This window comes from Flavobacterium sp. AED, from assembly GCF_000812945.1.
Taxonomy (GTDB): Bacteria; Bacteroidota; Bacteroidia; order Flavobacteriales; family Flavobacteriaceae; genus Flavobacterium.
In genome coordinates this window covers 152,563-177,481 of sequence record NZ_JSYM01000006.1, presented here as the reverse complement: position 1 = coordinate 177,481, position 24,919 = coordinate 152,563, and the positions used below count along the sequence as shown (strand labels likewise).

At 33.4% G+C, this 24,919-nt stretch carries 23 protein-coding genes; 7 read left to right on the top strand and 16 right to left on the bottom strand.

The annotated features are described in order from the left end of the window. Positions 1-684: 684 nt before the first annotated feature. Entirely contained in the window at positions 685-1,920 is a 1,236-nt protein-coding gene (locus OA85_RS16085) for an ABC transporter permease (RefSeq protein ID WP_039110861.1), read from the bottom strand. Between the two features lie 112 nt (positions 1,921-2,032). On the opposite strand from OA85_RS16085, the gene OA85_RS16080 reads away from it, so the two are divergent. Next, entirely contained in the window at positions 2,033-3,250 is a 1,218-nt protein-coding gene (locus OA85_RS16080) for an exo-beta-N-acetylmuramidase NamZ domain-containing protein (RefSeq protein WP_039110860.1), read from the top strand. 80 nt (positions 3,251-3,330) lie between these two features. Here OA85_RS16080 and OA85_RS16075 read toward each other — a convergent pair whose 3' ends face one another. Further along, positions 3,331-3,825, bottom strand: a complete 495-nt coding sequence (locus tag OA85_RS16075) for a YkgJ family cysteine cluster protein (protein ID WP_039110859.1) — start codon at positions 3,823-3,825, stop codon at positions 3,331-3,333. Between the two features lie 73 nt (positions 3,826-3,898). On the opposite strand from OA85_RS16075, the gene OA85_RS16070 reads away from it, so the two are divergent. Next, positions 3,899-4,615: a bifunctional 2-polyprenyl-6-hydroxyphenol methylase/3-demethylubiquinol 3-O-methyltransferase UbiG gene (locus tag OA85_RS16070; RefSeq protein ID WP_039110858.1), complete on the top strand. Its 717-nt coding sequence runs from the start codon at positions 3,899-3,901 to the stop codon at positions 4,613-4,615. Between the two features lie 16 nt (positions 4,616-4,631). After that, positions 4,632-5,174: a YfiT family bacillithiol transferase gene (locus OA85_RS16065; RefSeq protein ID WP_039110857.1), complete on the top strand. Its 543-nt coding sequence runs from the start codon at positions 4,632-4,634 to the stop codon at positions 5,172-5,174. A 118-nt stretch (positions 5,175-5,292) separates the two neighbouring features. On the opposite strand, the gene OA85_RS16060 is transcribed toward OA85_RS16065, so the two are convergent. From OA85_RS16060 to OA85_RS16025, 7 genes are all read right to left on the bottom strand, one after another. Continuing rightward, a complete protein-coding gene (locus OA85_RS16060; protein WP_039110856.1) occupies positions 5,293-5,925 on the bottom strand; it encodes a 7-carboxy-7-deazaguanine synthase QueE in 633 nt (210 codons plus the stop codon). Positions 5,926-6,143: 218 nt separating this feature from the next. Then, positions 6,144-7,814 (bottom strand): hypothetical protein, encoded by a 1,671-nt coding sequence (locus tag OA85_RS16055; RefSeq protein ID WP_039110872.1) that lies wholly within the window; start codon positions 7,812-7,814, stop codon positions 6,144-6,146. Between the two features lie 16 nt (positions 7,815-7,830). Further along, positions 7,831-8,754, bottom strand: coding sequence for a PstS family phosphate ABC transporter substrate-binding protein (locus tag OA85_RS16050; RefSeq protein ID WP_039110855.1), 924 nt, complete (start codon positions 8,752-8,754; stop codon positions 7,831-7,833). Positions 8,755-8,987: 233 nt separating this feature from the next. Beyond that, positions 8,988-9,782 (bottom strand): energy transducer TonB, encoded by a 795-nt coding sequence (locus tag OA85_RS16040; protein ID WP_039110853.1) that lies wholly within the window; start codon positions 9,780-9,782, stop codon positions 8,988-8,990. 39 nt (positions 9,783-9,821) lie between these two features. After that, positions 9,822-10,370, bottom strand: a complete 549-nt coding sequence (locus tag OA85_RS16035; RefSeq protein WP_039110852.1) for a biopolymer transporter ExbD — start codon at positions 10,368-10,370, stop codon at positions 9,822-9,824. A 19-nt stretch (positions 10,371-10,389) separates the two neighbouring features. Beyond that, on the bottom strand, positions 10,390-11,001 hold the full coding sequence (locus tag OA85_RS16030) for a biopolymer transporter ExbD (protein ID WP_039110851.1): 612 nt from the start codon (positions 10,999-11,001) through the stop codon (positions 10,390-10,392). Between the two features lie 75 nt (positions 11,002-11,076). Beyond that, positions 11,077-11,895, bottom strand: a complete 819-nt coding sequence (locus tag OA85_RS16025; RefSeq protein ID WP_039110850.1) for a MotA/TolQ/ExbB proton channel family protein — start codon at positions 11,893-11,895, stop codon at positions 11,077-11,079. Between the two features lie 373 nt (positions 11,896-12,268). On the opposite strand from OA85_RS16025, the gene OA85_RS16020 reads away from it, so the two are divergent. Beyond that, positions 12,269-13,789 (top strand): helicase HerA-like domain-containing protein, encoded by a 1,521-nt coding sequence (locus OA85_RS16020; RefSeq protein ID WP_039110849.1) that lies wholly within the window; start codon positions 12,269-12,271, stop codon positions 13,787-13,789. Positions 13,790-13,851: 62 nt separating this feature from the next. Continuing rightward, on the top strand, positions 13,852-14,214 hold the full coding sequence (locus OA85_RS16015) for a cupin domain-containing protein (RefSeq protein WP_039110848.1): 363 nt from the start codon (positions 13,852-13,854) through the stop codon (positions 14,212-14,214). A gap of 144 nt (positions 14,215-14,358) precedes the next feature. On the opposite strand, the gene OA85_RS16010 is transcribed toward OA85_RS16015, so the two are convergent. Together OA85_RS16010 and OA85_RS16005 are read right to left on the bottom strand one after the other, a co-directional pair. Then, complete coding sequence (locus OA85_RS16010) at positions 14,359-15,696, bottom strand: NAD(P)/FAD-dependent oxidoreductase (RefSeq protein WP_039110847.1); 1,338 nt, start codon at positions 15,694-15,696, stop codon at positions 14,359-14,361. A gap of 62 nt (positions 15,697-15,758) precedes the next feature. Beyond that, entirely contained in the window at positions 15,759-18,149 is a 2,391-nt protein-coding gene (locus OA85_RS16005) for a penicillin acylase family protein (RefSeq protein ID WP_039110846.1), read from the bottom strand. A gap of 163 nt (positions 18,150-18,312) precedes the next feature. Here OA85_RS16005 and OA85_RS16000 point away from each other — a divergent pair, with 163 nt between their 5' ends. After that, positions 18,313-18,954 carry a flavin reductase family protein gene (locus tag OA85_RS16000; RefSeq protein ID WP_039110845.1) on the top strand — a complete coding sequence of 214 codons (642 nt, stop codon included), beginning with the start codon at positions 18,313-18,315 and terminating at the stop codon, positions 18,952-18,954. Positions 18,955-19,145: 191 nt separating this feature from the next. Here OA85_RS16000 and OA85_RS15995 read toward each other — a convergent pair whose 3' ends face one another. After that, positions 19,146-19,565, bottom strand: a complete 420-nt coding sequence (locus tag OA85_RS15995) for a glycine zipper family protein (protein ID WP_039110844.1) — start codon at positions 19,563-19,565, stop codon at positions 19,146-19,148. A gap of 103 nt (positions 19,566-19,668) precedes the next feature. Beyond that, entirely contained in the window at positions 19,669-20,943 is a 1,275-nt protein-coding gene (kynU, locus tag OA85_RS15990) for a kynureninase (RefSeq protein ID WP_039110843.1), read from the bottom strand. 187 nt (positions 20,944-21,130) lie between these two features. On the opposite strand from kynU, the gene OA85_RS15985 reads away from it, so the two are divergent. Then, entirely contained in the window at positions 21,131-21,865 is a 735-nt protein-coding gene (locus OA85_RS15985; RefSeq protein ID WP_039110842.1) for an SIMPL domain-containing protein, read from the top strand. A gap of 179 nt (positions 21,866-22,044) precedes the next feature. Here the strand turns inward: OA85_RS15985 and queA are convergent, their stop codons facing one another. From queA to OA85_RS15970, 3 genes are all read right to left on the bottom strand, one after another. Further along, positions 22,045-23,094, bottom strand: a complete 1,050-nt coding sequence (gene queA / locus OA85_RS15980; protein WP_039110841.1) for a tRNA preQ1(34) S-adenosylmethionine ribosyltransferase-isomerase QueA — start codon at positions 23,092-23,094, stop codon at positions 22,045-22,047. A gap of 161 nt (positions 23,095-23,255) precedes the next feature. Beyond that, positions 23,256-24,479 carry a 3-phosphoshikimate 1-carboxyvinyltransferase gene (gene aroA, locus OA85_RS15975; protein ID WP_039110840.1) on the bottom strand — a complete coding sequence of 408 codons (1,224 nt, stop codon included), beginning with the start codon at positions 24,477-24,479 and terminating at the stop codon, positions 23,256-23,258. 113 nt (positions 24,480-24,592) lie between these two features. Further along, the gene (locus OA85_RS15970; protein WP_039110839.1) at positions 24,593-24,919 is read right to left on the bottom strand and encodes a nucleotide pyrophosphohydrolase; all 327 of its coding nucleotides are present in this window, start codon (positions 24,917-24,919) and stop codon (positions 24,593-24,595) included.

The window sequence follows — 24,919 nt, the reverse complement described above, 5'->3', positions numbered from 1 at the left end:
TTTCTTCTCGTTTTCTTATCAGTCTTTCAAGGAACTTCGCTTGTTTTGCGGGGTGCAAATGTAGTAAGCGTTTTCTAATCTCACAAGCTTTTCTGAATCTTTTTTAGAAAATAAATTTTCTTGTTTAATTCGTTTTACTTGCCAGTATATTAAAGAACCTCTGCGTCATTACCTCACTATAGTTATATTCTAATTGGTGTTCGGTGAACTTGTTTGCGGGTGCAAAAGTAGCTCCTTTATTCTCTTTTACAAGCTTTTTTAAGCTCTTTTTTTAATGTTTTCTTAACTTAAACTTTAACCCACTGAAAACATGAGTCTTGAAACTAAACTTTTTTTCTATCACCCTGCGCAAGCTTCAGGAATATTAGAAGCAACTCGACTTTATTGGTGAAAACTATGGGCAACATTATATATAGGTACTCGAAATAACTGATGCTTCACTCCTATATATCAAGGACACAATATTAATATGAGTGAGGAAGATTTCTACTTTGACGAAATAACAAAGTCGATTGAAACGCTACCCGCGTTAGGGATAGCAGCGTAAAGCCCACAGAAAAATGAAATGAAATGGAATTTTTCGAGGACTTGCAGTGGATAGCCCGACACATTATAAAAAAAGAGGCAACTACACATAATGATAATTGCCTCTTTTTTCATAATGGGGAACGCCCAAGTGATATTTTAATCGAACCGTATTGCTTTGACCGGTGAAATTTTGGTGATTATATAAGAAGGAATTAGTAATACTAAGAAACAAATAGTGACCGTGAGTAAATTCAACAACACTATATATCCCCAATTTAGATAGACTGGCGCTTGATTTACGTAGTAATTTTCGGGATTCAATTGAATTATCCCGAATTGTTGTTGAATTAACAATAATGAGATTCCTATAAGATTGCCCCAAAACAATCCTCTTACGATAAGATAAAAGGCATTGTATAGAAATATTTTCCGAACAGACCAATTATTGGCTCCTAATGCTTTTAGTATTCCTATCATTTGGGTTCGCTCGAGTATTAATACTAGTAGCGCAACGACCATATTAATAGTAGCTACAAGTATCATGACTACTAATATGACGATGATATTGAAATCGAATAGTTGAAGCCACTCGAATATGTAGCTGTATTTTTCGATTATGGTTTTTGTATCAAGTGTTGAGGACGTTTGTTCATAGACTTGCTCCCCTATTGACTTAATATTATCAAAATCATTTACAAAAACTTCGAAAGCACCTACTTGATCTGGCGCCCACTTATTGATACGCTGCATGTGGCGAATATCACCTATTACATATGTAGCATCGAATTCTTGAAAACCAGAATTGAAAATCCCAGTTATTTTAAATCTTCGGATGTTAGGTAATTGATTTTGGCTTTCTTTTATAAAGAATGTATTGAAAGAATCCCCTACTTTTAGATTCAATCTATTAGCAAGGAATTGCGAAATCAATACTTCTTGATTGATGTTTTTTGAGAAATCAGGTAGCTTTCCGGAAACTAGATACTCCTTTATATTATCCCATCTATAATCGCTCCCAACTCCCTTGAAGATGATTCCCTCAAAAGCAGTTTCGGTTCTGATGATTCCGGCTTTACTAGCGATAGCCTGAATGTGACTTACTCCGGGAACAGCCGTAAATTTTGGATAAAAATCCTGTTTTTTAGAAATTGGAACTAATGTAACTTCGGATTGATTGTTATCGTAATTCGAAATAATGATATGTCCATTGAAAGCCGAAACCTTTTCTCGGATTTTTTGTTGCAACCCAATTCCCGTTGCTACCGAAACTATCATCATAATCATACCAATGGCAATTGCCGAAATTGCAATTTTTATAATTGGCGCAGATATGCTACTTTTATAATCTTTAGCAGTTATAAGTCGTTTGGCTATAAAATATTCTAAATTCAATTTGATTCGATTTCTAATTTGGATTTGCTTCGCCAGTTCGCGTCGCTTGTGCCAAAAATACAGCTAAAACACGAATTACACTAATTGGCATTAATTTTATTTGAACCTATATATGATACCATTTTTCAAGACATTTCTTTGCCTCATTTTCTTAATAATCATTTCGACTTCCTGTTCGGCTAGAAAAACAGATTTAAGAGAAAATGTAAAATCAGATTTAGAAAAAACTAAAAACAATTCATCCGCAGCAATAAAGACTGGAGCCGACAATTATGAAAACTATCTCCCATTATTAAAGAACAAGAAAATTGGAATTGTAACCAACCAGACAGGAATTCTCTCCAACAAAACTCATTTGGTAGATTTTCTATTAGAAAAAAATATTGTAATCCAAAAAATATTTGCACCAGAACACGGTTTTCGCGGAACGGCTGATGCAGGCGAACATGTAATTGACGGTAAAGATTCTAAAACTGGGCTGCCAATTATTTCTCTTTATGGAGATAATAAAAAACCAAAATCAGAACAACTAGCTGATATTGATATTATGCTTTTTGATTTACAAGACGTAGGCGCACGATTTTATACTTATATTTCTTCGTTACATTATATTATGGAAGCTTGTGCTGAAAGTAATATTCCGCTTTTAGTTCTTGACAGACCGAATCCTAACGGAAATATTGTTGATGGACCCATTTTAGAAACAGCATTTTCAAGTTTTGTGGGCATGCATCCAATTCCTTTGCTTCACGGAATGACAATTGGCGAGTATGCTAAAATTATAAATGGCGAAAAATGGCTGAAGAATGGTGCACAATGTAAGCTGACCGTAATTCCATGTATTAATTACAACCGAAAAATGAATTATAGCCTACCTGTTAAACCTTCTCCGAATCTTCCAAATGACCAAGCGGTGAATCTTTATGCGAGTTTATGTCTTTTTGAAGGCACAAATGTTAGTGTGGGTCGTGGCACCGAAAAACAATTCCAGATTTATGGTTCTCCTTATTTGCCAAAAAGTGGTTTTAGCTTTATTCCGAAACCAAATTTCGGCGCTCAAAATCCAGTTTACAATGGTATAGAATGTTACGGAGAAGATTTGTCAACACATACAAGAGTAAATCGACTGGAATTAAAATGGTTAATTAAAGCCTATCAAACCACATCAGATAAACCAAAATTTTTCAATCCCTTTTTTACAAAATTAGCAGGAACTAAAAAACTGCAACAGCAAATAGAAAATGGAACTTCAGAAGATGAAATCAGACAAAGCTGGGAGAAAGGTTTAATTGAGTTTAAAAAAATGAGAACGAAATATTTGATTTATTAATCCTCATTTTAGCCCTCTACAAAGGAGGGGGAGACGAGAAGAAATAAGATTAACTTATTTATTTTTGACGAGAATATTTTTCAAAGAGGCATTTTTTTCTTCATTTCCTCTACAATATTAAAAGCAGCTGGACATATTGCTACGTTTTTTAACGTTAAATCTGTAATTTGTTGAAACTTTTTTCTATCTGTATGTGGAAATTCTCTGCACGCTTTTGGACGAACATCATAAATCATGCATGCATTTTCATTATCCAAAAAAGTACACGGCACACTTTGTAACACATAATCCCTGTCTTCATCAATTCTCAAATATTGCTCGATAAACTGCTGTGGCTTTTGTCTAAGATATTTTGAAACACGCTCAATATCCGCATCCGTAAATAATGGCCCAGTAGTTTTACAACAATTGGCACACTTCAAACAATCCGTTTTCTTGAATTCGGCGTCATGCAAATCCTGCATCACGTAATCCAAATTCTTTGGTGTCTTCTTTTTCAGCTTATCGAAATACTTTTTATTTTCGATATGCTTATCTTTGGCTTCTTTAGGAAGATTGTTTAAAATATGTTTCAAGTTTAAAATTTAAAGTTGGAACCACAAAAGTAACAAACTTGAATCCTGAAACCTTAAACTTTAAACAAAAAAGATGAAAGACCTTTTTGGCAAAGCCATACTTGATTTTCAAACCAATAATTCCCCGGAAGATTTAATAACGGAAACTTCAATTTCTGAAGAAGACGAAATGAGTGTTGCCTATTTATTTCGTTCTTATAATGAAATGCCAAAATTAGAACAAAAAGCTTTACAACTTGCCAAAGGTAAAATCCTAGATGTAGGTTGTGGTGCAGGAAGTCATAGTTTGTATTTACAAAACGAAAAAAATTTTGATGTCCGTTCGATTGACATTTCTAAAAATGCAGTTGAAGCCTGTCAACTAAGAGGTTTGAAAAATGTTCAAGTTCAAAATATTCTTGAAATAGACTCTGACAATCCTGAAAATAAATTTGACACTATTTTATTATTGATGAATGGCACCGGCATTTTTGGAACACTAAAAGAAACGACTAACTTTTTACAGAAACTAAAAAGCTTACTTAATCCAAATGGACAAATTCTTATTGATTCTTCAGATATTATTTATATGTTTGATAATGATGAAGATGGTGGAAAATGGATTCCTAGTAAAGGCTATTATGGCGAATTGACTTTTACAATACGCTATAAAAAAGAAAAAGAAGAGGAATTTCCTTGGCTTTACCTGGATTACAATACCTTACAAAATGCAGCTTTCGCCAATGGATTACAATGCGAATTAGTTCTTGAAGGGGAGTATTATGACTATTTAGCTAAACTTTCGATTTAAAAAAATAAATTATAGTATGGAAAATACAGCATTAGAAAAATTACGTTATCCTATCGGGAAATTTATCGCACCGGAAATCTATTCTAGCGATTATCTAACTAATAAAATAGCAGAGATCGCAAATTTCCCAGAACGATTAAAAAAAGAGGTAATTCATTTAACCGAGGAACAACTTGATACGCCATATCGTAACGGCGGTTGGACGATTCGTCAAGTAATTCACCATTGCGCAGACAGCCACCTGAATTGTTTCATTAGGATTAAATGGACTCTTACTGAAGATAAACCCGTAATAAAATTTTATTATGAAGATCGTTGGGCAGAATTGCATGATAATTTAACAATGCCCATTCAGCCTACGCTATCTTTCCTGGAAGGATTACACTTTCGTTTGGCATATCTAATGAATAGTCTTTCTGAAGCTGATTTAGAAAAATCCTTTATTCATCCTGAGCATAACGCAGCATTTCAGTTGAAGGAAATAATAGGAACTTATGCTTGGCATGGAAACCATCACTTAGCTCACATCACCGAATTGAAAAAGCAGAAAGTGTGGTAGTTTTGTGGCTAAGCTCCTAGGCAATCGGATTGCAAGAAGTTAGCATTCCGAAAACTAGTTATAGAGATATTTAATTTAAAAACCCAAACTACAATTTGTAGTTTGGGTTTTTAAATTTTTAAGGAATATTCAGATATTTATGCGTTTGTAAAGAAACACGCCATTTCGGATTGTTCATCACATAATCTACAATCAACGGAGTCATTTCTTCTTTTTTACTCCATTCTGGTTGCAGGAATAAAATAGCATTATTATTCACTTTTTCAGCTTGCTCTTCAGCAAAAATAAAATCATGTTTATTATAAATTATTACTTTTAACTCATGTGCATTATCATAAACAGTTTCCGTAGGTAATTTATTTTTCTTTGGAGACAAACAAATCCAATCCCAGATCCCTGTTAATGGATATGCCCCTGAAGTTTCAATATGAACTTTTCTGTTATTTTCTTTTAGCTTTTGCGTAAGCAAAGACATATCCCACATTAGAGGTTCTCCACCAGTTACTACAACAGTCTCCGAATATTTACTTGCATTTGAAACAATCAAATCAATCCCTGTTGGAGGATGCAATTCGGCATTCCAGCTTTCTTTAACATCACACCAATGACATCCAACATCACATCCACCTATTCTAATAAAGTATGCAGCTGTTCCTGTATGAAATCCTTCCCCTTGAATGGTATAAAATTCTTCCATCAATGGAAGCATCGCGCCTTTATTAACTTCTAATTGTATTTCTTTTGATAACATTATTTAATTTTAAAGGGCAAAGATAGTTAATTAGAAAATGAGTTAATTTGATATTTGGAAAATGCTTTCTGAAAATCACCAATAAAAGCCTTTAGCTAGATCATTTCACCTAATTCAGAGCGAAAACACTACTAATCTCAACTAATTATCAGTACCGATTATACACAAAAAACCGATAACTTTTTAAAGTTATCGGTTTCTATATATTTAAAAAACAATTATTTTAACGTTTTCAATGATTCAGTTGCATAATTATTTGTAGGGTCTAATGCAAGTGTTTTATTAAAATATTCTTTTGCTTTAACTTTATCAGTATTAGCGAAACTAGCTGCCATATTATTATAACATTCAATCAATTTAGTTTTTACTGCTGGTTTAGCTAATTCTTCAGCACCTTTTTCAGTAACAACTGCGATATAAGCTTCATAATACTTAACCATCATGTCATCTTTTTCAAGCAATCTATTAGTTCTAGCTCTAAAGATATAAGCATCTTGAGTAGATGGTGAAGCTTCAATAACATTTCCAAAAGCTACATCCGCTTTTTGAAGTGCAATAGGATCTGGCTTAACAACATCCTTTTTAGTATTGTCATAATACAATGAGTTTCCTAAATAGAAATTATCAAGTAAGTAATTTCTAGATTCTTTATTCGTAGTTGCTATTTCATAAATCGCAGCTGCTTCTTTGAATAATTTTTGTTCGTATAATTTTTTACCAATATCAGCAAGATTATTAGTGATGGAAATTTCCATTTCAACCGCTTTCTTAACATCTGAAACACCATTATTAAAAAGAGTAGCATCAACTGTTTTACCGTCTGCACTTATTGCTTTTTTGATTTTAGAAAAACCTAAATATTGATAATCTAAAGCAAGTACTTTATTAGCAGGATTTGCAATAAAACTTTCTAACGATTGAATTGCAACATCAACATTTCCATTTTCATATGCAGCAAAACCTAAATAACGTAAAATTCTAGGATTTACTTTATCTAATTCTTTCATTTTATTAGCTTCAACTTCTAACGCTTTGTAGTCACCCGCTAAGATTAAAAAGTCTGCATGACGCATACGAGAGGCTAACGAATAATCCGTTAAAGTCATGTATTTTTCATAATAACCTAATGCTTTTTGCAAGTACTCTTTACCTTTAGATGGCTCATTTCTTCCCCATAAATAATACGTTTCGGCCAGTTCACGGTAAACCGGTCCGTAACTTGCATTTGTAGCAATTACGTTATCATACGCTTTTACTGCTTCAGTATAGGCTTTTGCCCCTTTAAGCAAAACACCTAATTGCATTTTAGCTCTAATTAAAGTAGGATCTGCTTGATAAGCATCACGATAAGCAACATATGCCTCATTCTGATTTTTATCTCCGTAAAAAGCATTCCCAAGTTCAAGTAAAACTTGTGCATCTTGAGGATTGTTAATTTTTGCTCTTGTCAAAATAGACAATGCACTTTTATAATCAGGCTTATTAGCCGCCATATATGCTTTTCCAATGTAGATATATTCTTCTACATCTTTCTTTTTCATGTCTTTCGCAGCCAATGCAAAATTTGCTTGAGCAGCTGCTACATTTCCATTATCTAAGTCTAATTGACCTAACCCAATATAATTAAGTTTCGCTCCATCAGAACCAGTTAATCCTTTTTGAAAATAAATTTTAGCACTATCTGCTATGTTTTGAGTAAGATATACATTCCCTAAAAGGAAAGCAGCTCTCCCATTAGATGGTTTAGAGCTTACTATTGATTTTAAAATCGATTTTGCACTATCAAACTGTTCTGCGTCAATTGCTTTTTTGGCCGGATTCAAATCTTGCGCTTGACTTACGGTTACCGAAGCCAATAAAGCAACACTAAAAATTTTAAATTTATTCATCTTTATTGTAGTTAATTTATTTTTTATCATTTTCAATTTTATTCCTTATTGTAATATTCCTGCCAGGAATACGAACAGGAAGCAAACCAGATTTTAAAATTACTCTTTGTCCAATATCCCCGGCTACAAATGAAGCAAAGCCCATTCCTAATCCTGAATATCCTTGACAATTGATTATATACAAATCGCGTGCCAAAGGGTATTTCCCTTCTGCTATATTATTTTGGGAAGGAGAAAATGAATTATCAGTATTAAGTCCTTTAACACTTAACGTATTTACATTATCAATATATTTTTGCATCGCAGGCATTGGTTGAGAAAGCCAATTAACTCCTACAATCCCAATCATTCCAGCATTTTCAGAAACATATTTAATAACTTCATCATTGGTTTTAAATGAAAAAACACCTTTTTCTGGAATAGCATTTAAACCAGCTAGAGAATTTATATATCGAACTGTACTTGAATTTGGGTTATCAAAAACCAACCCTTTAATCGATGGGACAGTTTTTCCTTGCATATAATCAATTACATCTTTTAACGCTATAATAGTATCCTTATTGTTCTTATTTGAAATCAGTGCAATCGCATCTGTAGCAAATATTGTTACTTTAGGAATAATTTTTCTTTGATCAAAAATCTTCAATTCTTCAGTTGTCAAATTTCTAGCCAAAATAGCTATTGCAGCTTTCTCCTTAAACAATGAATTAACAGTTTCAGATTCAGATTTTGAAATAAGTTTTATTTTAGCATCATATCTACTTTCAAATACAGAAACCTGATCCTCAATAATAGGCGTCAAAGTTTCATCTACAAAAATTGAAACAGAACCTTTCAGTATAGTTTCATTGTCTTTTGAACTTTTAGATTGGTTACAAGCTAAGAAAAATACAATTACTGCAAGAAAAACAAAATACGAAATTTTAGCATAATTTTTCATAATCTAGTTTTTGTTATCATTAATAATTCTGAAGAATCTAATAGAGGCATATACAATAAGTAATACGCCAAAAGCAATCCTATAATTAGGTTGAATTGCCAGAGGAAAATTCTTCATAAAGATAACAAATAAACCTAAAATAAGGTAAACTAGAAAAAACAAAATTCCTAAAACAAGAAGAAATCGCTCTTTAAGCGATTTCTTCTTAATATTATTTACTATGTTATTTAACATTATTCAGCAGATTGAATAGTAATTGGAAGAGAATAAAGCACCCTTACTTTTTTACCATTTTGCTCTCCTGGATTCCATTTAGGACATTTGTTCAAAACACGGATTGCTTCTTTTCCTGTACCGTAACCAATATCTCTGATTACTTTAATATCAGTTAATGAACCATCTTTTTCTACAACAAAAGTAACGTAAACTTTACCTTTTAAACCTTCTTCTTCAGGAGTTTGGTAATTATTACCAACATACTTGTAGAATTTCTCCATACCACCAGGAAAATCAGGTTTAACTTCGATACCAGCTGTATTGTAGATTTGGTTGTCTTCTTCAACTACAGCACTAGGTCCGTTTCCAACTGGTTCAACAGATAATTCAGCATCTGGATCCCCTTTAATAGTTTCTGCACCTAATTTTTTGTCTTTAATTTCAACAATTTTTGGTGGTTCCTCTGTAACCTCATCTGCTTTAGCCACAACTGGCTTAACAAATTTCACTTGATCCACTTTTGGAGGAGGTGGTGGAGGTGGTGGAAGATCTTTTTTTACTTCTTCTTTCTTAGGTGGCAACTTTACAGTAGTAATCTTAGTATCTAAAGTATCAGAATCATCTGAAGAATTAGGAATAAGACTCATTATAAGTGGCGCACTAACAGCAAGAGCGAAAACAATTGCGCCAAGCACAAGAGCTTTAACCGTAGTCTTCGTATTTGTTTTTCTAAGTTCATAAGCACCATAGGCCTTATTACGACCTTCGAATACAATATCAAGCCATTGGTTTGTGAATATATCTAATTTCATTTTTCTTAGTTATTAGGTTATTGAGTAATAAGATAAATCTTATTTACCTTCTAACAATTTTTGTTCCTCAGGAGTAAAATCATTTACAATTGCATATGTTGGAACATCAACAATCGCCATTTCATCTAGAATATCTACTAAATTACGGTAATTTGATTTTTTACTTGGCTTGATAATTACAATCATTCCTTTATCTTTCTTACCGGTATATTCTAATACTGATTTTTTTCTCTTGAATAATTCTTTACGAATACCTTCTTTACCATAAGAGATTTCTTTAGGACCAGCAATTGGAGTTGCCAATAAACCCATGTAATATGTCATTTTGTTATTAGCACCTAATAACACAGTCATTGTACGGTTTTCATCAACTTTAATTGGTTTATCCTTAGTTTTATCGTCTTCTTTATCTGGCAAACCCAAAGGCATCGATTGCGGTTTAGACAACGTAGTAGTAAGCATAAAGAATGTAATCAATAAGAATGCCAAATCCACCATAGCAGTTAAATCTACTTTTGAATTTGCCTTTTTACTTCTTACTTTTCCACCTTTTTTGCCTCCACCGTCGCCGGTATTTAATTCAGCCATTTTAGTGTATTTTTTTTAGTTATTTATCTTTTGCTCTCAAACCAGTAACTAGATTGAAGCTATTGATTTTTTGGTCTTGTAAAATATCCATTACCTTTTTAATAGAAGGATATTCTTCCTTTGCATCTCCTTTTATAGCAAATTGCAATTCTTTATCATCGACCTCAATATTTGCAATACGAGCATTGTAAATCCACTCTTTCAATTGATTATCAAGAGAATCTTTAGGAACTCCCGGCTGAACACCTTCTTTACTTCGCTCTGCAGTTTTCATAGAGATAAGCTGCTTTAGGTTTGAAATTGGCACTCCAATTCCTTCCATTAAAGCAAATTTTGATGATTCATCCTCTGTAAATGCAACACCATATTTTTGACCCATTAATTCAAGCGTTCTTTTACGAACTTCTCTCCCTTTTAAGTCAAAAAACACTTTCCCTTTTCCAACAGTAATGGTTGCTAAATCCGAATCCGGCAACTTAGACTGAACTGTTGAAGCTGGCGTATCTACCGGCAATGCTTCTGGAATCTTAGCTGTAGCGGTCAAAATAAAGAACGTAAGCAAAAGAAAAGCCACATCACACATAGCAGTCATGTCAATAGACGCTGCTTTTTTGGACATTTTTATAGCCATTAATATATTTTTTAATATTTATAAGAAAATAGCTCTTTTACAAGATTACTATTTTCTTATAAATTAAATTATTAATTATTTTTGTGTACTTCTGTAGTGTCTGTAAGTATTTACAATTGTATTACCTGCCTCATCAATAGAATAAGTCAAAGTATCAATTTTAGAAGTAAAAAAGTTGTAAGCAACGATTGCTAATGCAGAAGTAGAGATACCCGTTGCAGTGTTAATCAATGCTTCAGAGATACCATTTGCAAGTGCAGCTTGATCCGGAGTTCCAGCTGAAGCCAAAGCACCAAACGCTTTAATCATCCCTGTTACTGTTCCTAACAAACCTGCAAGAGTTCCTAATGAAACTAATGTAGAAAGAATAGTCATATGTTTTTCTAACATTGGCATTTCTAATGAAGTAGCTTCTTCAATTTCTTTGTGAATTGTTTCAGCAGCAGCTTCACTATCTAATCCTTCTTTTTTAACATCTTGGTATTTCAATAAAGCAGATTTAATTGCATTTGCAACAGATCCTTTTTGTTTGTCACATAAAGCGATAGCACCATCAATATCACCTGTAGTAATATTTCCTTGTACACTTTTCATGAATTGATCAAGATTTCCTTTACCAGCTGCTTTTGAAATAACTGCAAAACGCTCGAATGAAAACACAATAACCATTAATAAACAACCTAATAAAATAGGTACAATAGGACCTCCTTTATAAACCATTGCCAAGTAATTTCCTGGTAGTGGGTGACCTGTATTAATTCCACCCTCGAAATTAGCACCATTACCCATTATAAAATTCCATACTATCCATCCAACAAAAACACATGCTACAATAATGATTCCTGAAATCATTCCTCCACCTTTTGAACCGTTTTCTTTTTTAACGTTTGCCATTTTTTTTAATTTTAATAGTTTTAAATAATTTATTCTTTAGTTATAATAAACTTGTAGTGGAGCAAATTTATATTTTTAGTTTAAATAAAAAAACTTTTTTTAATTTTATTCTAATTAATTTTATTCCGAAAAATAATTTGTTAATTTAAAATTTGCATTTATATCAGAATTCACAAGTAAATCAGTTATTTTACAAAAAAAAACATAATGTTTTATGACATATTGAGATAATTTTTCAATATCCAGATTGAAACAGCTAAAAATATTTTTTTTTATTATTAACAATAAAAAAGCAGGAAAACTGCAGTTAACGCTTTATTTATACAAATTACAATAATTATTACCTTGCAAATCATTTAAATTAGACCCCATTATGAGCAGAAAAGAAGATTTTACACAACACATTACAAACGGTTATATTTCGAAAGGAGAAAGCATTATTTTAGGTGGAGCAATATTAGACGGGGAGGCTTTAGCAGATGCACATGTAAAAATACCATTAAAAACAATGAACCGCCATGGCTTAATTGCCGGAGCTACTGGAACAGGAAAAACTAAAACTATTCAGGTCCTTTCAGAACAATTGTCCTCTTTTGGAATTCCAGTATTGATGATGGACATAAAAGGTGATTTTAGTGGTATTGCAAAAGAAGGGGAGGAAAAACCTTTTATTATCGAACGTCAGGCTAAAATTAACATCCCATATAGTGTATCCAGCTTTCCAGTTGAATTACTGACTTTGTCTGAACAAAATGGAGTACGCCTTCGTGCAACAGTATCAGAATTTGGTCCTGTACTATTCTCAAGAATATTAGCATTAAATGACACTCAAGCAGGCGTTATTGCTGTTATATTCAAATATTGTGATGACAATAAAATGCCTTTATTAGATCTTAAAGACATCAAAAAAGTAATCAATTATATAACCGAAGAGGGAAAAGACGAGATTACGGCAGATTATGGTAAAATTTCAACTTCAACCACTGGAATTATTCTTAGAAAAATAATTGAGTTAGAACAACAAGGTGCTGACTTATTTTTTGGAGAAATGTCTTTTGATATTGAGGATTTGATGCGAATTGATGAAAATGGCAAAGGATATGTCAACATCCTTCGTTTGACAGATATTCAAGATAAGCCAAAATTATTTTCGACATTCATGCTTAGTTTATTGGCTGAAATATACCAACAAATGCCTGAAAAAGGAGATGCCGATCAACCTGAATTAGTAATTTTTATTGATGAAGCCCATTTAATATTTAATGAAGCCAGCAAAGCATTATTAGAACAAATAGAAACTATCATAAAATTAATCCGTTCAAAAGGAATTGGGATTTACTTTATTACTCAAAATCCAATGGATATTCCAAGTGGCGTTTTGGCACAATTAGGTTTAAAAATACAACATGCTTTAAGGGCTTTTACAGCCAATGATCGACAGGCAATTAAGCAAACAGCCGATAATTATCCTACATCCGAATATTACAAAACAGATGAAGTGTTGACTAGCCTTGGAATTGGAGAAGCATTGGTTACAGCATTGAACGAAAAAGGAATTCCTACTCCACTTGCTGCGACCATGATGCGTGCACCTATGAGCAGAATGGATATTTTAACTGAAAGTGAAATTCAAGAAATCAACACTAAATCAAAACTGGTAAAAAAATACAGTGAACTTATTGATCGTGAAAGCGCTTACGAAATGCTCAATAAAAAAATAGCCGTTGTCGAACAGGAAGTTGCTGCACAAGAACAAGAAAAAACAATTAAAAAAGAAGAAAATAGTGGACCAAGCACTGCGAGTGTTGTTGGAAAATCCGTTTTGAAAGTATTGACTAGTGCAACTTTTATAAGAGGCGCTTTTGGTATTTTAACAAAAATGTTCAAAAAATAAGCTCTACAGTCCCTTTTACAATCAAACTTCTTGAAAAATATTTCAAAAAATCAATTCAAAAAATGAAAAAATATTTTATCCAAAAAACACCATTTGTAGTTCCAACAACAGATGGTAAATTAATTGAAGAGCATCACGGAATCGCAACCACAAACAATCCTGAAATTTCAATCGCACACATGATTGCACCGCCCAAGTGGAGCGAACCCTTTCAAACACCCGAATTTGAAGAATACACCTATATTATAAAAGGAAAAAAGCAATTTATCATTGAAGATGAAATTGTAATTCTTGAAGCTGGTCAATCTATAAAAATTGAGAAAAACACTCGGGTACAATATTCTAATCCTTTTAATGAACCGTGTGAATATATTGCCATTTGCAAACCTGCTTTCGATTTCACAAAAGTACACCGTGAGGAATAAGTAGTCTCGAATGCCTCACTTAATTTTATTTATAAGGAATTTGATGCACTTCGTTTAAAACAAAAATCCCATCTCGTTTAAAAAAATGAGATGGGATTTCAGCGATTAACTAGAAACGAACTGACCTTAAATAGCTCTAAAAAACTATTGCAATAATTCCAATATTTTATTCTCAACTACTTCGCTATTCCAAATATTTTCAATGTTTTCCATTTTTAAAACTTCCTCCATAATGGCATTTTGATAATCCCCAATTGCTAAAGCTTCAGCATAAGGACGATCACTAAAAGTTACTCTACTATAAAGCGGAATCCATTTATCAGGGTATTTATCCGAGAAGGATTTTTCGATTTTCTTTTGCAATAGGAATTTTTCATCAGCAGTTTTAGAACTCATCTCCATAAAATTACGATAGGAAAGTTCTGCTATTGCATCCGCATTTGGTTTACGCGATTTTTGATATTCCGAAAAAATAGTTTTCCAATCATCACCATACATTTCAATCATTTCATATAGCACTGAAATATCTTCAAAACCCGCATTCATTCCCTGCCCATAAAATGGCACAATTGCATGACAGGCATCCCCAATTAAAGCAATTTTATCTTCATAAGTCCAAGGAAAGCATTTCATGGTTACCAATGTACTTGTTGGATTATTGAAAAAATCTTCTGTCAATTTTGGAATTACATCAATCGTATCTGGCAAATTCTTTTCAAAAAAAGCTTCAACCTCTTTTTGATCTTTTAATGCTGCAAAAGAATTTTCTCCTTCAAAAGGCATAAACAAGGTACACGTAAAACTACCGTCTAAATTAGGTAATGCAATCAACATGTATTCGCCTCGTGGCCAAATATGAAAAGAATTCTTGTCTAATTTATGTGTGGCACCAGGATTTGCAGGAATATTTAATTCCTTATATCCAATAGGCAGAAATTCTTGTGAATAATCAAACATGCTTTGACGTTGCATTCGGTGACGGATTCTAGAAAAAGCCCCATCAGCACCAAAGACCATATCGTATTTTTTTTCTTGCCAAGCTCCTCTTTCAGTTTCTCCAATATGCAGGGTCGCATCATCTAAAGTTACATCCCAAATTTTATGTTCAAAAAAGAATTGAGCTCCTGCGGCTTCCGCCAAATCGATCATTTTTCTATTTAAAGTTCCTCTCGAAATCGAATAAATAGATTCCCCTTCTTGTCCGTAATTTTGAAAATTAAGTTTGTCCACAAGATGAATGGCGCGTTTATCCATAGGAATTGCAATCTCACGCACTGCATCACCCACTCCTACTCCATCCAGTGCTTTCCAACCTCGGTTAGACATAGCTAAATTGATAGAACGTCCCGAAAACTGAATTTGTCTAATATCTGGACTTCTATCATAAACATGAACTATATGTCCAGCTTTGCGAAGGTAAATAGCTAATAAAGATCCTACTAATCCAGAACCTACAACCGCTATTTTTTTGGGAGTTTGCATTAATTTTTTATAAAAAGTTAGGCAAAATTACTGATTTTATTAGACTAAGGACTTTAAAACTATTAATTTTTATAGGGAACAAAGACCAATTTTGTTGAAGTTCTAACAATCTCCTCTTTATTCAGTTTCATTTTTCTAAATTTTCCTGCATTGTAAAGTTCCGCTTGATCGCTGTAATGCGAACTCAGTGGATTCCCTGATTGTCCTGTTGGCAGAATACTCCAACTGTTTTCTACATCCGAAAAATCAATAATTCTTCTCGTTGAAGGCCCACCTTTTACAACATAATTTGCTTCATCTGTATAATCAAAAAACTGATTGTTGATTACCTCATTAGAACCTGGAACTTCAAAAGGTCCCACATTGAAAATTCTTCGTAATGCAGCCACTTTGCCCAATGGATGTTGATGTTCTAAAACATGAACTTTATTCCAAGTCCAAGTTGGCACTGAATTTCCTAATTGTTTTTCTAATGAAACAATAGCTTCCTTAAACGATTGTGAAAGAATTTGAGATCTAGTTTCTTTAACACTTTTGCTGGTAATATTATCCCACCAAAGTGAATTTTCATTAGCCATTTGTTTCGCTACAATTTGTTTCATTATGTGCGTTTCAAGAAATTGTTTGAAATCAGTTTCACCGAGTTCGTCTTCAAAAGTGTTTTTCAAATAAAAATAAACCCATTTGTTGTAAATTGTTGGAGCCACATCATGAAGATTATTTGATCCTTTCCAAGATTTTAAAATAGTAATGGCTTCTTTTTCATTTTTAGAAAGTGCATTATAATTGACACTCGAAAATAAATTTAAAAGAACTTGTGGCGCTACTAATGAAGTATTATCGAAAATCATTTTACTAACAGACTCCTTATCCCAATTGGATTTTAGGTCTAATAACTGGGTGATTCTTTTGGCTCTGTCTTCTGGCAGGTAATACCCCGGATATAAAAATCCGTCTATTGGTTCCGGTTGATTATTCGCAGAATATACATAATTCCAATCTGGATTTTCCGCTGAAGGATTTTTGGAGAAATCCAAATATTCGGTAATATCGTCTTTACCACTAGCTCCATCCAGAATAAAATTAGTATTCACCCCCACATTGTGTTTGTATAATTTCCCTGTTGCCCACCAAGCCACATTCCCTTTGGCATCACCATACATTACATTCAATCCCGGCGCAGCAATTAAAACTACTCCTTTGTGAAAATCGGCTTTACTTTTTGCGTGTGAAAGCATATAGACCGCATCTAGAATCTGAATGGGCTGTTGTGTATAAATCCACGACATCGCAACGGGTTTCTTTTTATTTAAACCATCAATAAGATCATTCACAATAGGACCGTGACGTGTCACTTTTATATTTAAAACTACATCAGTAGAATCTTTTACTTTTATAGTTTTTTTTCTAATTTCATAGCGACTGAACCCATTTGGTGTTTTGTAAGCATTCACATCAGTTGGATTATTCTCTTCTTGGTACAAATCAATATCATCGTTTTCAAACATCGTCAAACCATACGCATATTCATGATTGTGACCTAACAAAGGATAAGGAGTTCCTGCCAAATAACAACCATACAATTCAAAATCAGGCGTTACCAAATGTGCTTCGTACCAAGTTCCCGGTTGCGAAAACCCAATATGAGGATCATTGGCAAAAATAACTTTACCGTTCTTAGTTTTCTTTGGTGCTATAACCCAGCTATTACTTCCTACAAATGGAGGAATTGGCGACTGATCTAAAAGCGAAGCTATCGATTTTGCAATAGTGGCATATTCCTGTGGTTTTTCTTTGGCATTTTTTATACGTGTGGTATTAAAAGAGCCGTCAATTCCAAAATCCTTGAGATACTCCATTCCATATTTATTTCGAATATCGGTCAATAACGGATCTGATTTTTGAGCCATCGCAAAACTAAAAGACATATATCCAAAAATATTATAGACATCTTTTATCGTAAACTTCTCTTTCTTCACTCCTACTAAACTGAACTCTATAGGTGTTTTTCCTTCATCGATATATTGATTAATTCCATCTAAATATGCCATAGTCAATTGATAACTTGGGCTATTTTTATCTAAAGCTGCAATCGCTTTTGAAGAAGCTTCTTCGATTCCAAGTCCTGCAAAGAATTTATCATTTTTCAACGCAACTGAACCAAATATTTCTGACAAACGTCCCGGAGCAATGCGTCGCATCAATTCCATTTGCCACAATCGATCCTGTGCATGAACATAACCTAAAGCTTCCATCGCATCCTTTGTAGTGGCAGCATAAATATGAGGCACTCCAAATTCATCAAAATACACCGTTGTTTCTTTCTGAATATTTTTCAGTTGCAATTCGCCTTCATATTTTGGTTTTAGATAAAACCCATAACCAATTAAAGCTATTGTTATAATCGCTACTAACGAAAGTAAAACCAGAAGGACTTTTTTGAGCTTTTTCATTTTTGGATAAATTGATAAACAAATATATAGGATTTGAAAGTTATTTTAAAGTATTTATTTTCGATAGCTTTTTGATTTTAAAATATTGAATATAATTATTTTGTTTAATTTATTTTATATTTAATTAAACAAAAAGTTATATTTGTTCCAAATTAAAAAAGACATGAAGCATATTTCCAGAGACGATATTTCCCAAATGGAGAAAATCGAAAGATTAAATTTAATCAATTCTTGCACCGGATATAAATCAGCAAATTTACTTGCCACAAAATCTATTGATGGAAAACCTAACGTAGCCATTTTTAGCAGCGTAACCCATTTAGGAAGCAATCCTGCATTAATTGGATTCATAATGAGGCCTACAACAGTTCCAAGGGATACCTACAAAAATATAAGGGAAACGGGCTATTTTACCGTGAATCACATTACGGTGGATATGATTGAAGATGCGCATCATACCTCGGCAAATTATGAATTGGGGATTTCTGAATTTGACAAGACCAATCTTGAAGAAGAATATAAAAATAATATTAAAATCCCTTTCGTAAAAGGAAGCCCGGTACAATTGTATTGCAAGTATGTAAATGAATATTATATCAAGGAAAATGATACCATTCACATCATTGCTTCTATCGAAAATTTATTTTTTGAAGAAGAATTGGAACACAAAGATGGTTGGTTACAAATTGATAAAGGAAACATTGTGGCATTAAATGGACTCGACGGATATTGTTTACCCAAATTAGTAGATCGTTTTCAATATGCACGAAAAGAAATTCCCACTACTTCATTTTTTAAAAAATAGAAACAAAAAACATTCGATTATCCGTTGTGACCAAATAAAAGTATTTCTGATTTCAAAAAATGGGTTATGTATTTAAATTTGTTTTCGGTTCTAAATAAATAACATAACCGAAAATTGCAACGATAGTAAATAAAAAAGAGTGTTTAAATTCGATTAGAACTTAAACACTCTTTTTTATAAAAATTTATTTATTATTTTTTACTTCCGTCAATAATAGCGCCTGTACCAGCTCCAACACCTGCTCCTGCCAAACCACCAATTATTGCTCCCTGACCTTTTTTCTTACTAATAATTGCTCCTGTAACAGCTCCAACTCCTGCTCCAATAACAGCTCCTTTAGCAGCTCCGCTCCAACCTTTCTTTTTTGTGGTTGTTGTGGTAGTCGTAGCAGCTGCTTGATGATTTACAACAACAACTTCTTTTTGGGTTTCTATCTTGGCATTTTCAACTTTAGCTATTTCAACTTGCATAGAATCGATAACCCTTTGTTTTTCTATTACAACTTTCATGGAATCCACAGTAGCCTGTTTGGCTTTTTGAATCTCCATTTTTCCTTGATTTTGACAAGACACAATAACTAATGACACTATTATAATGTATATATTTTTCATGATTTTAAATTTTTCATAATTTCTAATATTACAAAGAAACGTTTAAACCATCCAATAAAACTTATAGAATTTAAACTATTTTTTATATAATTTTAGGATAATGTTACCCTAAAATTCCTGCTTTCAAGATTTGACCAAAGTGATACATATCCTCAAAAGAAGTATATAATGGAACCGGAGCCAAACGAATAACATTAGGTTCCCGCCAATCCGTTATCACACCATTTTCCATAAGATAGTCAAATAAACTTCGCCCTTCGCCATGTAACAACACTGATAATTGCGACGCTCTTTCAGAAGGATTCGATGGTGTAATGATTTCGAAGCTACTATCGACTTCCTTGTCTATCTCAAGTAGAATAAACTCTAAATAAGAAGTGATTGTATCTCTTTTTTGAATTAAAGCTTCCATTCCTATTTCATCAAACATTTCTACTGATGCCAAATAAGGTGCTAAAGAAAGTACCGGTAAATTACTTATTTGCCAACCATCTGCACTATGAATGGGATCGAAAGTTTGTTCCATCTTGAAACGACGTTCTTTATTGTGCCCCCACCAACCGGCAAATCTTGGCAACTCCGAATTATTGTGGTGTTTTTCATGAATAAAACATCCTGAAGCATTTCCAGGTCCTGAATTCATATACTTATAACTGCACCAAGCAGCAAAATCTACGTTCCAATCGTGCAATTCTAATTTTATATTTCCTGCAGCGTGAGCTAAATCCCAACCTACATAAGCTCCTGCTTTATGACCTGCAGCAGTTATAGTTTTCATGTCAAAAACTTGTCCTGTGTAATAGTTGACACCGCCAATTAAAACCAAAGCCAACTCCTCTCCTACTTCTTCAATTTTAGCCAAAACATCTTCTAAGAGGATATTATGTTCGCCTTCGCGACGCTTGATTTCAATAATTGCATCTTCTGGTTTATACCCATGAAAATGCACTTGACTTTGAAACATATATTGATCTGAAGGAAACGCTTTTTCCTCACAAATGATTTTATATCTGGTTGTATTAGGTCGGTAAAAGGAAACCATCAACAAATGAAGATTAACCGTCAACGTATTCATCACAGTTACCTCACTTGGTAAGGCACCAACAATTTTACTCAACGGATTCGCAAATCGCTCTTGGTAATCCCACCAGGGTTTTTGTGCATAAAAATGACCTTCAACGGCAAGGTTTCCCCAGTCATTCATAACCTCATCTACGTATGCTTTGGTGCGCTTAGGTTGTAATCCCAGTGAATTTCCTGTAAAATAAATTACTTTTTTTCCATTTACCTGCGGAAAAATAAATTCATCTTGGTATTTATTTAACTGATCTTGTAAATCGAGTTGTTTTGCAAATTCAAGGGTATTTTCGAAAGTCATTGTTTGTATTTTGTTTGGTAAAAGTAATAAAAAAAGACCGATAGATAAAAGCCTTTTAAAGGATAGACTTAAAGATAATAGATTAAAAATAAGCTTTGGAGAAGGAAAAAATAATTCATCTATAGCATACTGAATTAAAAAAAAACTCGTTATTTGATTATATTTGGTTGAATATAAAATCTTAGCTATGCTTAAAAACAATTTGAATGTTATTATTATTTCGCTGGCAGTTGTGATTTCAGCATATTTATTTTCGAATGCTTTTCAGAATCGAAATAAGAACAATGATACTATAAGCGTGACTGGTCTAGGGAAGAAGGATTTTGTTTCGGATTTGATTGTTTGGAGCGGTTCTTTCTCCAAAAAAAGTACGACTTTGAAAGAAGCTTATGCTTCACTTGATGCCGACAGAGAAAAAATCAAAAGCTACTTGTCAGGCAAAGGAATTGCTCCGACTGAAATGGTGTTTTCGGCGGTGAATTTTAATAAAGATTTCGAAACTGTTTTCAATGAAAACGGAACTACTAAACAACAAATATTCACAGGATTCACATTGACTCAAAGTGTGAGCATCCAATCTAAGGAAGTGAATAAAATTGAAGAAATATCAAGACAATCTAGTGAATTAATTAATTCGGGAGTAGAATTTTACTCCAATCCTCCAGAATATTATTACACCAAATTAGCGGAGTTGAAAATAAAAATGATTGCCGAAGCTACAAAAGATGCAAGTATTAGAGCTAAAAGCATTGCCGAAAATGCGGATGCAAATCTTGGTAATTTAAAAAAATCAGATATGGGAGTATTTCAAATTACTGGTCAAAACTCATCTGAAGATTTTTCTTATGGCGGTTCGTTTAATACGCAGTCCAAAAATAAAACAGCGAATATTACCGTAAAACTGGTTTATCAAGTGAACTAGGAATTCAAATCATGAATCATCCCGAAATTGTTTTGTGTGAGGGATGGAAGCGGCATCCTTTATTTTCTTTCTTTAAGAAAATAAAGATACAGCGTACAGCCCGACCCTTAGGGCACACCCAAAAAAAATCTCGCCATTACTGACGAGATTTTGTTATTTAGAATTGAAATGAATTCAGATTATATGATCATCATGGCATCACCGTAAGAATAGAATTTATATCCTTCTTTGATTGCTTCTGCATACGCTCTTTTCATTAAATCATGTCCGCAAAATGCTGAAACCATCATTAATAGAGTAGATTTTGGTGTGTGGAAATTCGTAATCATACACGTCGCAATACTGAAATCGTGAGGAGGAAATACAAATTTATTGGTCCAACCATCAAAAGGATTTAGCGTACTTTGTGATGAAACTGAACTTTCTACGGCACGCATAGAAGTAGTTCCTACAGCACAAATACGTTTCTTTTTCACTTTAGCATCATTAACAATATCGCATGCTTCCTGAGTAATTTTTAATTCCTCAGAATCCATTTTGTGTTTTGATAAATCTTCAACCTCAACTGGATTGAAAGTTCCTAAACCTACGTGAAGCGTAACTTCGGCAAACTTTATACCTTTGATTTCTAGTTTTTTCAATAAATGTTTAGAGAAGTGCAATCCTGCAGTTGGTGCCGCAACAGCTCCTTCTTCTTTAGCATAAATAGTTTGGTAACGTTCCGCATCTTCCGGAGTTACGTCTCTTGAAATGTATTTTGGGATTGGAGTTTCTCCAAGTTCCGTTAATTTATTTCTGAATTCTTCATAAGAACCGTCATAAAGGAAACGCAATGTTCTACCACGAGAAGTGGTATTGTCGATAACCTCAGCAACTAATGAGTCGTCATCTCCAAAATATAATTTGTTTCCAATTCTGATTTTACGAGCCGGATCTACCAAAACATCCCAAAGTCTTTGCTCAGAATTTAATTCTCTAAGTAAAAAAACTTCGATTCTTGCTCCTGTTTTTTCCTTATTTCCATACAAACGCGCTGGAAAAACTTTAGTATTATTCAGAATTAAAACATCTCCGTCATCAAAATAATCGATAACATCTTTGAACATTTTATGTTCTATAGTTTGCTTCTTACGATCAATAACCATTAGACGAGCTTCGTCTCTGTTTTCAGCTGGATATTCGGCAAGAAGTTCTTTAGGTAAATCGAATTGAAAATGTGATAATTTCATTTAAAAAATTTATGAGTTATGACTTATAAATTAGGTCCATCAACATCGCTCAGGACAGCAAAATTCTAAATCGTTTGCAAATATACGATTGTGAGATAGGCGTTGTCAAGTGTTTTGCCTTTTATTTTCAAAAGCTGCTGATTCACTAGTGTTTACAACTCTTATTTTTCTAAAATTTCGAAGCCTAACGTTTTTAAATCATTCCAAAAATCAGGATACGATTTTGAAACTACTTCTGCATTTTCGATGATTATTGGGACTTTCAAAGCTAAAGGAGCAAATGCCATCGCCATTCTGTGATCGTTATAAGTCGCGATTGGCACATTATGATTAATAGTATTTGAAGCCACGAGCGTCAAGCTGTCATTGGTAACTGAGATATTCGCTCCGAGTTTTGTCATTTCAATTCGCAGTGCTTCCAGCCTGTCCGTTTCTTTAATTTTCAACGTATGAAGTCCGGTAAGGTGACACCCAATTCCTAATCCAAGGCAAGTAACTACTATGGTTTGTGCAATATCAGGTGTATTGTTAAGTTCAAAATTTACAGTTTGAGGAATAAAGCCCGCTTGTTTTGTAAGCGTCATTTTATTTTCTTCAAAATGTGTATCAACACCCATTTGCTTATAGATTTCAACTAAAGCGGAATCTCCTTGCAAACTAGTTTCTTTATAACTCGTCAATGAAATAGCAGCGTTATCTGCTAAAGCAGCCAAACTAAAAAAGTAAGAAGCAGAACTCCAATCGGATTCTACAGTCATTACTTTCGATTCTACTTCTTGTTTTGGGTAAACGGTAATCACATTTCCTTCAAAACTGGTTTTGATGTCTAAATCATTCAGCAAAGCCAAAGTCATTTTGATATAAGGAACCGAAGTGATTTCACCAACTAAAGTGATTTCAATACCATTTTCTAGTTTTGGCGCCACTAATGACAATGCCGATATGTATTGACTGCTCACATTTGCCGGAATGTTAACCTTAGAGGCAGTAATTTTTTGTCCTTTGATTCGAATAGGCGGATAACCTACTTCTTTCTCGTAGGAGATTTTTGCACCCAATTGTTCTAACGCTTCCACCAAAACTTTAATTGGACGCTCAGTCATTCGCTGCGAACCTGTTAATACCACTTCACGACCTTCGTTAACAGCAAAATAAGCAGTTAGAAAACGCATCGCTGTTCCCGCATGATGAATATCTACTATTTCCTCGTTTCCTTTCAATGCTTTTTGCATTACTTCACTATCATCTGAATTAGAAGTATTGGCCAAAGTAATATTGGGAAACAACGCTTGTAGCAATAATAGTCGGTTGGTTTCACTTTTTGAGCCGGTAACTGCAATTTGAGCTTGTAAATTGGAATGGGAAGTTTGTAACAGTAAATTCATGTTTTTAATTATGAGTTATGAATTATGAGGTATAGCTTTCGCTTTTAACTCAAATAATTTAGGGACGCAATTTACCACTACTCATTCACAATTCATAATTTACAATTCACAAATTATTTAAGTTTTTCGTTGTTTTTGTGACGGTCTTTGTCACGGACGGATTTCAAATCCATTTTCTTGTCGAAAGCAGCTTGTAAATCGATTCCCGTTTGATTGGCCAAACATAAAACCACGAAAACCACATCGGCCAATTCTTCACCAAGGTCTTTATTTTTATCAGATTCTTTCTCGGATTGTTCTCCGTAACGACGAGCAATGATTCTGGCTACTTCTCCTACTTCTTCAGTAAGTTGAGCCATATTTGTCAATTCATTGAAATAACGAACGCCATGTTCTTTTATCCAAGTATCTACGTCTAGTTGGGAGTTTTTTAAGTTCAT